This window comes from Photobacterium sp. GB-210, from assembly GCF_003026075.1.
GTDB lineage: Bacteria > Pseudomonadota > Gammaproteobacteria > Enterobacterales > Vibrionaceae > Photobacterium.
On sequence record NZ_PYNU01000002.1, the window covers coordinates 348,906 to 360,512 of the forward strand.

General features: G+C 41.5%; 12 protein-coding genes. 4 read left to right on the top strand and 8 right to left on the bottom strand.

From position 1 onward, the window contains the following. Nucleotides 1-173 precede the first annotated feature (173 nt). Nucleotides 174-395, top strand: coding sequence for an OmpA family protein (locus C9J38_RS21975; RefSeq protein WP_304588854.1), 222 nt, complete (start codon nucleotides 174-176; stop codon nucleotides 393-395). Between the two features lie 74 nt (nucleotides 396-469). Here the strand turns inward: C9J38_RS21975 and purB are convergent, their stop codons facing one another. The 4 genes from purB to C9J38_RS05250 all read right to left on the bottom strand — a co-directional run bounded on the left by purB (nucleotide 470) and on the right by C9J38_RS05250 (nucleotide 4,693). After that, the gene (gene purB, locus C9J38_RS05235) at nucleotides 470-1,837 is read right to left on the bottom strand and encodes an adenylosuccinate lyase (protein WP_107206166.1); all 1,368 of its coding nucleotides are present in this window, start codon (nucleotides 1,835-1,837) and stop codon (nucleotides 470-472) included. A 97-nt stretch (nucleotides 1,838-1,934) separates the two neighbouring features. After that, complete coding sequence (gene hflD / locus C9J38_RS05240; RefSeq protein WP_005368793.1) at nucleotides 1,935-2,552, bottom strand: high frequency lysogenization protein HflD; 618 nt, start codon at nucleotides 2,550-2,552, stop codon at nucleotides 1,935-1,937. A gap of 12 nt (nucleotides 2,553-2,564) precedes the next feature. Further along, nucleotides 2,565-3,680 carry a tRNA 2-thiouridine(34) synthase MnmA gene (gene mnmA, locus C9J38_RS05245; RefSeq protein ID WP_107206167.1) on the bottom strand — a complete coding sequence of 372 codons (1,116 nt, stop codon included), beginning with the start codon at nucleotides 3,678-3,680 and terminating at the stop codon, nucleotides 2,565-2,567. A 362-nt stretch (nucleotides 3,681-4,042) separates the two neighbouring features. Next, on the bottom strand, nucleotides 4,043-4,693 hold the full coding sequence (locus tag C9J38_RS05250) for a pseudouridine synthase (RefSeq protein ID WP_107206168.1): 651 nt from the start codon (nucleotides 4,691-4,693) through the stop codon (nucleotides 4,043-4,045). Between the two features lie 140 nt (nucleotides 4,694-4,833). Here C9J38_RS05250 and icd point away from each other — a divergent pair, with 140 nt between their 5' ends. After that, on the top strand, nucleotides 4,834-6,087 hold the full coding sequence (gene icd / locus C9J38_RS05255) for an NADP-dependent isocitrate dehydrogenase (protein ID WP_107206169.1): 1,254 nt from the start codon (nucleotides 4,834-4,836) through the stop codon (nucleotides 6,085-6,087). Between the two features lie 470 nt (nucleotides 6,088-6,557). Here the strand turns inward: icd and cspD are convergent, their stop codons facing one another. Then, nucleotides 6,558-6,779 (bottom strand): cold shock domain-containing protein CspD, encoded by a 222-nt coding sequence (cspD, locus tag C9J38_RS05260; RefSeq protein ID WP_005368784.1) that lies wholly within the window; start codon nucleotides 6,777-6,779, stop codon nucleotides 6,558-6,560. A gap of 224 nt (nucleotides 6,780-7,003) precedes the next feature. Between cspD and clpS the strand changes: the two genes are divergently transcribed. Both clpS and clpA read left to right on the top strand, forming a co-directional pair. Further along, nucleotides 7,004-7,324: an ATP-dependent Clp protease adapter ClpS gene (gene clpS, locus C9J38_RS05265; RefSeq protein ID WP_006646582.1), complete on the top strand. Its 321-nt coding sequence runs from the start codon at nucleotides 7,004-7,006 to the stop codon at nucleotides 7,322-7,324. Nucleotides 7,325-7,371: 47 nt separating this feature from the next. After that, nucleotides 7,372-9,639: an ATP-dependent Clp protease ATP-binding subunit ClpA gene (gene clpA / locus C9J38_RS05270; RefSeq protein WP_105059833.1), complete on the top strand. Its 2,268-nt coding sequence runs from the start codon at nucleotides 7,372-7,374 to the stop codon at nucleotides 9,637-9,639. A 141-nt stretch (nucleotides 9,640-9,780) separates the two neighbouring features. Here clpA and infA read toward each other — a convergent pair whose 3' ends face one another. The 3 genes from infA to aat all read right to left on the bottom strand — a co-directional run bounded on the left by infA (nucleotide 9,781) and on the right by aat (nucleotide 11,606). Then, complete coding sequence (gene infA / locus C9J38_RS05275) at nucleotides 9,781-9,999, bottom strand: translation initiation factor IF-1 (protein WP_005368778.1); 219 nt, start codon at nucleotides 9,997-9,999, stop codon at nucleotides 9,781-9,783. Nucleotides 10,000-10,199: 200 nt separating this feature from the next. Next, complete coding sequence (locus tag C9J38_RS05280; protein WP_107206170.1) at nucleotides 10,200-10,889, bottom strand: arginyltransferase; 690 nt, start codon at nucleotides 10,887-10,889, stop codon at nucleotides 10,200-10,202. Between the two features lie 3 nt (nucleotides 10,890-10,892). Further along, entirely contained in the window at nucleotides 10,893-11,606 is a 714-nt protein-coding gene (aat, locus tag C9J38_RS05285; protein ID WP_107206171.1) for a leucyl/phenylalanyl-tRNA--protein transferase, read from the bottom strand. Between the last annotated feature and the right edge of the window lies 1 nt (nucleotide 11,607).

An 11,607-nucleotide genomic window follows, 5' to 3' on the forward strand; every position in this document is an offset into this window, starting at 1 on the left:
TAGTAATGAAAACCGATTGGCCATTAAATTTCAGTACTTAAACCGCAAGCAATAGCGGAAGATAAGAAAATATATTTGTCTTTGATCTCGCTAAAGCGGTTTTAAAATCAGAAGACATTAAATAGTTAGATGTTTTTTTTACTAAAATTCAGTCACTTTAAGAAGATATCTTAATTACAGGTCATACCGATTATCAAGGGAGTGATAGCTATAATGAAGCTTTATCGCTGCGTCGTTCACATGCGATTGAAAGCTATATAAAAGTGCGAATTGATGAAAGTCATTATCAGTTTGAAGTGAAATATTTTGGTGAGAAGAATCCCATCGTGAAAGGACACTGTTTAAAAGCTAATGTATTGAACCGACGTGGTTTGGTGATGTTCACGGAAGTCTAATGGATAAATTCGAGATAAAGAAAAGGCGAGAAAGGTCACCCTTCTCGCCTTTTTTAATCCCGTTTAGAACGACATTATAGCTTGTCAGTTAGCTTAACAGCATCACCAATGTAGTTTGCTGGTGTTAGCTCTTTTAGACGTGCTTTTTCATGCTCAGGTAGGTCAAGACCATCGATGAATACACGCATACCTTCGCCATCAACACGCTTACCACGAGTTAGCTCTTTTAGCTTCTCGTATGGCTTTTCGATACCGTAACGACGCATTACTGTTTGTACAGGCTCTGCCAATACTTCCCAGTTCTTATCAAGCTCTGCTGCTAACGCATCAGCGTTAACTTCTAGCTTGCTAATGCCTTTCAGTGTTGATGTGTAAGCAATAATTGCATAACCACAACCTACCCCTAGGTTACGAAGTACTGTTGAGTCAGTTAGGTCGCGCTGCCAGCGAGAAACAGGCAGTTTTTGTGCTAGGTGACCGAAGATAGCATTCGCTAGGCCAAGGTTACCTTCAGAGTTTTCAAAGTCGATTGGGTTAACTTTGTGCGGCATGGTTGATGAGCCGATTTCACCTGCAATCGTCTTCTGCTTGAAGTGACCTAGTGCAATGTAGCCCCAAACGTCACGGTCAAAGTCTAGAAGAATTGTGTTGAATCGTGCGAATGCATCAAATAGCTCTGCGATGTAATCGTGTGGTTCAATCTGTGTTGTGTAAGGGTTCCAAGTGATACCTAGAGAGGTCACGAACTCTTCACTGTATTGGTGCCAATCGATTTCAGGGTAAGCTGAAAGGTGAGCGTTGTAGTTACCTACAGCGCCGTTGATCTTACCAAGAATTTCAACGTTTTCGATTTGCTTGTATTGACGTTCCATACGATACGCCACGTTAGCCATTTCTTTACCCATTGTAGATGGAGAAGCTGGCTGACCGTGAGTACGAGTAAGCATTGGAATATCACGGAATTGATTTGCTAGATCTTTGATCGCATCAATCACGTTACGTACTTCTGGTAGCATCACTTTTTCACGTGCTTCTGTCAGCATAAGCGCGTGAGAAAGGTTGTTAATATCTTCAGAAGTACATGCAAAGTGGATGAATTCGTTAACAGCGTGAAGCTCTGGCACTTCAGCTACTTTTTCTTTTAAGAAGTATTCAACCGCTTTAACATCGTGGTTTGTTGTACGCTCAATCGTTTTAATGCGTAATGCATCTTCTTCACTAAACTCAGCGGCAACACGATCTAAGAATGCGTTAGCTTCAGGGCTGAATGCAGGAACTTCCACAATAGCGTCAGTAGCGGCTAATTTTTGTAACCAACGGATTTCAACGATTGTGCGGTACTTTAGCAGACCAAATTCACTGAAAATGCTGCGTAGTGCGCTTGTTTTACTTCCGTATCGGCCATCTACTGGGGAAACAGCAGTCAATGCTGACAGTTCCATATTGGGTCTCTCCTGATTTATAAGGGTTAAAACAATTTGTTCATCTAGCTAAGGGATTAGCCAAAGCTAGATGTTATGAATATTTACATCGTCGCTTTTAGTTTCGCGCAAGCAAGATTTTTGCTTGCTCGATCATTTGTTTACGACCAAACAATAGGTGGCGACGTTTGCCGCCGACTTGACGCCACAGTACCGCACCACGAACAGCCGCTAGTAATAATGCACGGACTTTATGCTGTACGTGAGATTGTTGTAATTGCGCAGGTGTGCCTGATACTTGGATACGAGGGCCAAGTGGGCTAATAATATCGAGGTAAACACTCGCGATATTACTGAGCATTTGCTCGTCAAGTAGCTCGAAGTGATCACGCTGGCGTTTAAGCATATCAATGCGATCACCAAGCTGAGACATACTATCTCGACGACTTTCCAACTTACGTTCTAATGCCATCACACTGACTAAGTAGCGAGTAATTTCACTACCTGACGTGCTATTGTCGATATCACGCACCATGGACTCTAAGCCCATGCGTAGGTTTTCTTCATTTCCATAGACAGCAATAGTATTGTTTGGTGTTGTTTCAACAATACTATTTAATGTTGCGGCTAGAATATCGTTGTCACAGCTACCATTCTTGGCAACTTCCTGAACCAGTTTTACCGCTTGGCAAATACCAGCAAAGGCGATTGTTCGATCATAAACAGTGTAAGCCACGGTGAAACTCCTTTAAATTCGCTCTTCAATAATGCCGCCACCTAGGCAGATTTCACCGTTGTAAAATACCGCGGATTGACCTGGAGTAACTGCAATTTGAGGCTCATCAAAAATCACTTTAATGGTTTCATCATCCACAGGAATGATGGTGCAAGGAATGTCTTGCTGGCGGTAACGTGTTTTCACCGTACAAGCCATTGTTTCACGAATTGGTTGACGATCAACCCAGTGCAATTGCTTCGCAATTAAACCGTTTGACTTTAGGCGCGGGTGATCTTTGCCTTGGCCAACAATCAATAGGTTGTTTTTAACATCTTTATCAACCACATACCATGCATCTTCGTGACCATTACCACCTTTTTGACCACCAATATGTAAGCCTTTACGTTGGCCTAGGGTGTGGTACATCAAGCCTTGGTGTTCACCAATTTCTTTCCCTTCGTCAGCGGTAACAATTTTACCTGGCTGAGCGGGTAGATATTTGCCTAAGAACTCAGTGAATTTACGCTCACCGATAAAACAGATACCTGTTGAATCTTTTTTCTTCGCTGTAATTAAGCCTTGCTCTTCTGCAATGCGACGAACTTCTGGTTTCTCGAGTTCACCAACAGGGAATAAGCTACGTGCGATCTGCTCGTGACTTAAGGTGTACAAGAAGTAGCTTTGGTCTTTGTTGTTATCTACACCACGTAACATTTGTGGTTTATCGCCTTCCGCTGTCGGGAAGCTACGACGGGTGTAGTGACCCATAGCAATGTAATCAGCTTCAAGTACTTCGTCTGCAAATTCAAGGAATGCCTTAAATTTGATTTCCTTATTACATAGAATATCTGGGTTTGGTGTACGACCGGCTTTGTATTCAGCTAGGAAGTACTCGAAAACGTTATCCCAGTATTCTGCTGCAAAGTTAATGGTGTGCAGAGGAATACCCAGCTTGTCACATACAGCTTGTGCATCAGCGAGATCTTCTGCAGCAGAGCAGTATTCGTCGTTATCGTCTTCTTCCCAGTTTTTCATAAATAAGCCTTCAACTTGATAACCCTGTTGAAGGAGTAGGTAAGCGGATACCGATGAATCTACGCCGCCGGACATGCCGACAATGACTTTCTTTTGGCTGTTATCTGACATATTTCTCTTCAGTCGCTAATTTAGTGTTAAGAGCGTAATTCTAACAGAAAGCATTGAGCTGAAACAGATCGAGAGCAGAATCACACTTCAATAAATAAGTGACATAGCGCAATGCGCTGTCTTGTATCATTGCTGAAATTAAAAAATCACTACTAATACAATGGGTAATAGCCAAATAAGCCGTGAATATAAAGTATAAGTAGACTGTTTTTCTAGTTGCGCAAACGTTTGCTATTTAGGTCGATAATAATAGATATAGTGATGAATGTGTAGTTTTTTTGAAGAGAAAGAGTGTTTTACATTTTAGTTGGTAATCTGTGTGATTTGAGAGAAGAAACAATCACACAGATAAATAGCAGCGTTTACAATTGTTCACTGGTGGCTAATGTGACCTCTCGCCACTCACCAGGTGCAAGATCATTGACCGTCCATTGTGCCATTTGATGGCGAATTAGGCGTAATGTTGGATGGCCGATATGCGCGGTCATACGGCGAACTTGGCGATTACGCCCTTCTTTTAGTGTAATAGCAAGCCATGTCGTTGGAATGTTTTTACGTTCGCGAATGGGGGGATTACGATCCCATACCATTGGTGATTCAATGACTTCAACACCTGCAGGCAGTGTCATGCCGTCTTTTAATTCTACGCCATCACGTAAAGCTTGCAGATTAGCTTCTGTTGGTGCGCCTTCAACTTGTACCCAATACACTTTTGCTTGCTTTGATTTGGGCTGCGTTAACCTAGCTTGTAACACACCATCATTGGTTAAAACTAACAAACCTTCACTGTCTTTATCTAAGCGTCCAGCAGGGTAAACATCTTTTACTGGAATAAAGTCTGCAAGTGTACTGTCACCAGGTTCACCAGAAAACTGGGTCAAAGTGTTAAAGGGTTTGTTAAATAAAATGATCTTTTGTGGACCGCGAGCTCGCTTCGGTTTATTTAATTTTCTTGATGCCCTGCGCTCATTATTGGCACGTTTAGGTTGACGAATCATGGTATTTGGCTTCATAAATACTGCCGTAATGGAGATTTGTAGTATAGACAGGTCTATTATACGTGAAAATAACACAATTGGCGTACCGTTAAAATTTCAAGTATGATTTGCTCGCATCTTACAAAAAGATAACAAATGGACGCTAGGAGATTAAAATGGATAGTAAAGTAGTTGTACCAGTTGAAGGTCAGAAAATTACCCTAGATTCTGATGGTAAATTGGTCGTTCCTAACAACCCAGTCATTCCTTACATTGAAGGTGATGGTATTGGTGTTGATGTAAGCCCTGCAATGATTAAAGTTGTCGATGCAGCTGTAAAGAAAGCCTACGCTGGCGATCGTAAAATTGAGTGGATGGAAATCTACACAGGTGAAAAGTCTACACAGATTTACGGTGAAGATGCTTGGTTACCTCAAGAAACATTAGACTTTATCCGTGAATATAAAGTAGCGATCAAAGGCCCACTGACAACACCTGTCGGCGGTGGTATTCGCTCACTGAATGTAGCATTACGTCAAGAGCTAGATTTATACATCTGTGCTCGTCCTGTTCGTTACTTTGATGGTGTTCCAAGCCCACTTAAGCAACCAGAGCTAACTGACATGGTTATTTACCGTGAAAACTCTGAAGATATCTATGCGGGTGTTGAATTCCAAGCGGGCACTGCTGAAGCGGATAAAGTAATTAAATTCCTACAAGAAGAAATGGGTGCAACTAAAATCCGTTTCCCACAACAATGTGGTGTAGGTATCAAGCCTGTATCTGAAGAAGGCACTAAGCGTTTAGTTCGTGCTGCAATTCAATACACAATCGATAACGATCGTGACTCACTAACGTTGGTACACAAAGGTAACATCATGAAGTTCACCGAAGGTGCCTTCAAAGATTGGGGTTACGAAGTTGCGCTACAAGAGTTCGGTGCTGAACTACTTGATGGTGGCCCATGGATGACTCTAAAGAATCCAAATACGGGTAAAGAAATCATCGTTAAAGATTGTATTGCTGATGCATTCTTGCAACAAATCCTACTTCGCCCTGCTGAATACGATGTTATTGCAACGATGAACCTAAACGGTGATTACGTTTCTGATGCACTTGCAGCACAGGTTGGTGGTATTGGTATCGCACCTGGCGCAAACATTGGTGATGGCATTGCATTATTTGAAGCAACGCACGGTACTGCACCTAAGTACGCAGGTCAGGATAAAGTAAACCCTGGTTCACTTATCCTTTCTGCAGAAATGATGCTGCGTCACCTAGGTTGGGTTGAAGCTGCAGATCTAATTATTAGTTCAATGGAAGCTGCGATTAGCAACAAAACAGTGACTTATGATTTCGAGCGTCTAATGGATGGCGCAACATTACGTAAGTGTTCTGAATTTGCTGATGATATGATTGAACAAATGTAATTTAATCATTACATATAGATATGAGCCCAGCACTGCTGGGCTTTTTTGTATGCAAAAAACACAGTTTGTCTGCTTGTTAGGCATTCAGAATAATGGTTCGTGCTTAACTTCTCAAAGGTGATATTTGGCTATGAGTCAATGGTTTTCATCGCTGATTATTTCGCATATGATGAAAACAGAGCAGGAAAATTGTTAAAAATATGTTTGTATTTGAGCGGTGGGGAGTGCTTTTTTAGTCATGCACTTTTTATTCATAATATGTTGGTATATTTCTCTGGTACAGAACAAGATTAGCGAATAACCATGTGGTGGGTGTACTTTTAATGTCCATTGAGGCATTGGATCATAGACAAGTAAACACATTATTATTATTGTCTGTTAATAATGCGGTAGATGTTGAGATAGAAGGGACTAAAAATTAAAGGCGAGAGAAACTCACCTTTATTATACACAATGTGGTAGATACAAGATTACTTAGCTTCATCACCTTCAGCGAGGATGATTTCGCTAGCATGATAGCCTTTGGGGCCTGTTTGCACTTCATAGTTAACTTGTTGTCCCGCCTTAAGTGTTCTATATCCTTCCATCTGGATTGTAGAGTAGTGGGCGAAGATATCATCTTCTCCATCCTCAGGGCAGATGAAACCAAAGCCTTTGGCGTTATTGAACCATTTCACTGTACCTGTTGCCATGCTATTACATCCCTCTTGCATTCAACTTCCATTTGGCATTAGCTATATACCAATACATTTGAATATTTGCATACTAATGCGTTTTGATGCAGATTATATCTACTACAGGTAACACTTTAGTAAAAAGAGCAAGTCAGTCAAGTGTTCTTTGTAACATTTTGATAAAATCTTTTTTGTTGGCTTCTCTATAGCCAGCTTGTGAACTAATGAACTAAGATGAAACTATGAGTAAGTTATACGAATGGATTAGCCCTGACTCCGATATTTTAGAAGAGGAAGAGATTCAGGTTAAGCCACCATCGATGTACAAAGTAATTTTGAATAATGATGATTACACACCGATGGATTTTGTGATAGAAGTGTTACAAACTTTCTTCTCCATGGATCTGGAGAAAGCTGCTCAGTTAATGCTAGCTGTACATTATGAAGGCAAAGCTATTTGCGGAACTTTCACGGCAGAGGTAGCAGAAACAAAAGTAGCACAAGTAATGATGTACGCACGCGAACATGAACATCCGCTGTTGTGTACTATGGAAAAAGCATAATCTTTTTCCGGCACGCCATTTTTAGTGGTTTTTAGGGGAGGTGCCTTATGCTAAACAAAGAACTTGAAGCGAGCCTAAACGGTGCATTCGCCCGTGCGCGAGAAAAGCGCCATGAGTTTATGACTGTAGAACATCTATTGATGGCTCTATTAGAAAATGTAGCAGCTCAAGAGGCTTTATTAGCGTGCCGCGCTGATTTAGACCAATTGCGTCGTGAACTTGATTCCTTTATTGAACAAACTACGCCATTAATTCCGGTTGATGACGAAAGCCGTGAAACACAACCTACGCTAAGTTTCCAGCGTGTCTTACAACGTGCAGTTTTCCATGTTCAATCATCCGGACGTAGTGAAGTTACGGGTGCTAATGTTCTTGTTGCTATTTTTAGTGAGCAAGAATCTCACGCCGCTTACTTACTCAAGAAAAGTGATATTAGTCGTCTAGATGTCGTTAACTTTATCTCTCACGGCACTGTAAAAGACAGTGACAACGATGATGTTAATTCATCAGATATGGGAAATAACGAAGAGCAGCGCGCAGAAGCAAATTCTGAAGATAAGCTTGAGAACTTTGCAACTAACCTTAATCAGCTTGCAAAAGCGGGCGGTATTGATCCATTGATCGGGCGAGATAAAGAGCTGGAACGCACCGTTCAAGTGTTATGCCGTCGTCGTAAAAATAACCCATTACTGGTTGGTGAAGCTGGGGTCGGTAAAACAGCGATAGCAGAAGGGTTAGCATGGCGTATTGTTGAAGGACAGGTGCCAGAAATTATCAAAGATTGCGTGATCTATTCCCTGGATATTGGCTCGCTACTCGCGGGAACTAAGTATCGTGGTGACTTTGAAAAACGTTTTAAAGGAATTTTAAAGCAGTTAGAAAAAGAAGATCATGCAGTGCTATTTATCGATGAGATCCACACTATTATCGGTGCGGGTGCGGCATCAGGTGGTCAAGTTGATGCTGCAAATTTAATTAAGCCGTTGCTAAGTAGTGGCAAGTTACGTTGTATGGGATCAACCACGTACCAAGAGTACAGCAATATTTTTGAGAAAGAGCGTGCACTTTCACGCCGCTTCCAAAAGATTGATGTGATTGAACCATCTCTTGATGATACAACCAAGATATTAATGGGCTTGAAGCCGAAATATGAAGCGCACCATGAAGTACGTTTTACCAATAAAGCAATTCGTGCAGCGGTAGAGCTTTCAGCTAAATACATCAATGAGCGCCATTTACCAGATAAGGCGATTGATGTGATTGATGAAGCGGGAGCTCGTTGTCGTCTCGCTCCAGCTAATCGCCGTAAGAAAACGGTGAACGTGGGTGATATTGAAGCCATGATTGCAAAGATGGCACGTATCCCTGAGAAGTCGATTTCATCAAGCGATCGAGATGTACTTCAGCATCTTGATGACAAACTGAAGATGCTAGTCTTTGGTCAAGATAACGCCATTGATGTACTCACAGAGGCCATTAAGCTCAGTCGTGCAGGCTTAGGTGCTGAGAATAAACCTGTTGGCTCTTTTTTGTTTGCAGGCCCTACAGGTGTTGGTAAAACAGAAGTGACCGTACAACTTGCACGTACGCTAGGCATTGAACTATTACGTTTTGATATGTCAGAGTACATGGAGCGTCATACTGTTAGCCGTTTAATCGGTGCTCCTCCTGGTTATGTGGGTTATGACCAAGGTGGTTTATTAACGGACGCCGTGATCAAAAATCCACATTCAGTAGTGCTACTGGATGAGATTGAAAAAGCGCACCCTGATGTATTTAATCTACTACTACAAGTAATGGATAACGGTACGTTAACAGATAACAATGGTCGTAAAGCGGATTTCCGTAACGTGATTTTTGTTATGACGACCAATGCGGGTGTGACCGAGACAGTACGTAAATCGATTGGCCTTATTCAACAAGATCATAGCCATGATGCGATGACTGAAATCAAACGTGTATTTACACCGGAATTCAGAAACCGTTTAGACAATATCATTTGGTTTAACCACCTAGAGAAAGATGTTATTGGTCAAGTGGTAGATAAGTTTATTGTTGAACTGCAAGCCCAACTTGATGCGCGTGGTGTATCGATGGAAGTCTCTGAGCGTGCACGTAACTGGATGTCAGATAAAGGTTACGATAAATCAATGGGTGCTCGTCCGATGGCGCGTGTAATTCAAGATAACTTGAAAAAGCCGCTGGCGAATGAATTACTGTTTGGTTGTTTAGTGAATGGTGGTTCTGTACGTGTTGACTTTATCAATGATGAGCTTGATTTCCAATTCAGTAGTGAGATGGAACCTGCGCATTAGTGATGAAATGCTATAAAACTAGAACGCCGCAGGCTACTAAGTCTGCGGCGTTTTTTTATCTACGTAAAAAGATTATTTGATAGATAAAATAAAACCCAGCATTTAGCTGGGTTTCACTGCATCGTTAATTTTGAAAGAAAATTAACGTGCGCGGAAGACGATGCGACCTTTAGTTAGATCGTAAGGAGTCAGTTCCACAGTTACTTTGTCACCAGTAAGAATACGGATGTAGTTTTTACGCATTTTACCAGAGATGTGAGCAGTAACAACGTGACCGTTTTCCAGCTCAACACGGAACATTGTATTAGGTAGTGTATCTAGTACAGTACCTGCCATTTCAATTACGTCTTCTTTTGCCATTGAATCCTCTTAGGCTACCAGCCATTCATCTTGATCGGGCTGGATAATGCCTCGAAACTGTTTAAGTGTAAAGTTTAGGTGCTAATTTTACCCTTGCCAGTTGTCTTTGTCAGCTTTTGTTCGCGATTAATACGTATTTTCTACGTAAATTGACTTTTGTTTGATGTGTTCAGTTTGTATTGCTTTAGATTTAAGCAAACTTACTGCCATATACCATCGATAAGTTTTTGATGAGGGACAAAACGTGTTTTGTAATTCATTGCCTTACAAGCATCGATTTGAAATCCAGGATATAGCCATTGACGTTTTGATTGACGACAGAATGCTATTTGAAAAAGTACACATAAGGTTCCGAGTGAGAGAGAGTGCTCTGGTTCAAAAAAGCTATACACTGCGCTCAATGCGTCAGGAAATACATCCGTTACAGCAATGGCGATAAGTTTTTCATCTTCATAAACATGCAAAAACGCGGTTGCCATCCAAGGTGCTGTTACAAATTCAAAAAATTGTTCTTTATTGGCTGGAAACATGGATCCTGTGGAATGACGTAGACGGATGTATTTTTCATATAATACAAACCAGTTTTCATCTAGCTCTGTTTTAAATTCAAAGCGCAGCTTTCGCATTTGAGCTTGCTGACGCTTTTGACTTCTTGATGGTGTGAACCTTTGGCAATCAATACGTAAAGGTGTACAAGCTGAGCAAGCAGCACACATAGGTTTGTAAATGGCACGACTACTGCGACGGTAACCTGAGGCTATTAATACGTCGTAGCCTTCGGGTGATAGCCACTGTGGCTCTATTACTACCCCTAAGCGTTCTGTTTGATTAGGTAAGTAACTGCAATTAGATTCTGGTGTTAGACCTATTTGTAGTGATAACTGATCCATTGGTTAGGCCTGTGCAATCGGTAATACGTGAGAAAGATAGGTTTCTACTGGCAGTATAATATCTCGCTGCTGGTAAAGATGGTCTAAAAATAGCGAACGCTCAAAGGTTTCTGCGCCTAAGGATTCAAGGTGTGGATTCATCATCTGGCAATCAATTAATGTACCGCCAAGCTCAGAGAAATAACGACAAAACTGCCATAATGCAATTTTAGATGCATTATCCGCCAATGAAAACATCGACTCACCACAAAAAACAGTTCCTATTGCAACACCATAAAAACCACCTATAAGTTTTTCATTAGACCAGACTTCCACGGAATGACAAATACCTAATGTATGTAGTTTTTGATAGGCTGAAATCATTTCTTCGGTGATCCATGTTTGTTCAGGCCCTCGGCAACTTGCACAGTGGCGAATCACATCATGGCATGCCTTGTTAATCGTGACGGTATAGCCTGATTTACGGAAAAACTTTTTCAGGCTCTTACTTGGCATAAAGGTATGTGGGTGAAAAACGCCACGAGGGGTAGGACTCCACCAGAGAAGAGGTTCACCTTCCGAAAACCAAGGGAAAATACCTTCACGATAGGCGGTTTGTAAGCGTTTGGGGCTGAGATCTCCTCCCATTGCCAATAACCCATTAGGTTCTGATAAGGCGTTTGACGGGTGAGGAAACTGGTAAGTGCTGCTATCGATCTCTGGTAAATAAATAGTCATA

What these genes read in the sequence shown, in the direction of transcription:
- purB (WP_107206166.1), bottom strand. Translation starts at nt 1,837, where the DNA reads ATGGAACTGTCAGCATTGACTGCTGTTTCCCCAGTAGATGGCCGATAC.
- clpS (WP_006646582.1), top strand. Translation starts at nt 7,004, where the DNA reads ATGAGTAAGTTATACGAATGGATTAGCCCTGACTCCGATATTTTAGAA.
- cspD (WP_005368784.1), bottom strand. Translation starts at nt 6,779, where the DNA reads ATGGCAACAGGTACAGTGAAATGGTTCAATAACGCCAAAGGCTTTGGT.
- infA (WP_005368778.1), bottom strand. Translation starts at nt 9,999, where the DNA reads ATGGCAAAAGAAGACGTAATTGAAATGGCAGGTACTGTACTAGATACA.
- C9J38_RS05280 (WP_107206170.1), bottom strand. Translation starts at nt 10,889, where the DNA reads ATGGATCAGTTATCACTACAAATAGGTCTAACACCAGAATCTAATTGC.
- aat (WP_107206171.1), bottom strand. Translation starts at nt 11,606, where the DNA reads ATGACTATTTATTTACCAGAGATCGATAGCAGCACTTACCAGTTTCCT.
- clpA (WP_105059833.1), top strand. Translation starts at nt 7,372, where the DNA reads ATGCTAAACAAAGAACTTGAAGCGAGCCTAAACGGTGCATTCGCCCGT.
- mnmA (WP_107206167.1), bottom strand. Translation starts at nt 3,680, where the DNA reads ATGTCAGATAACAGCCAAAAGAAAGTCATTGTCGGCATGTCCGGCGGC.
- C9J38_RS05250 (WP_107206168.1), bottom strand. Translation starts at nt 4,693, where the DNA reads ATGAAGCCAAATACCATGATTCGTCAACCTAAACGTGCCAATAATGAG.
- icd (WP_107206169.1), top strand. Translation starts at nt 4,834, where the DNA reads ATGGATAGTAAAGTAGTTGTACCAGTTGAAGGTCAGAAAATTACCCTA.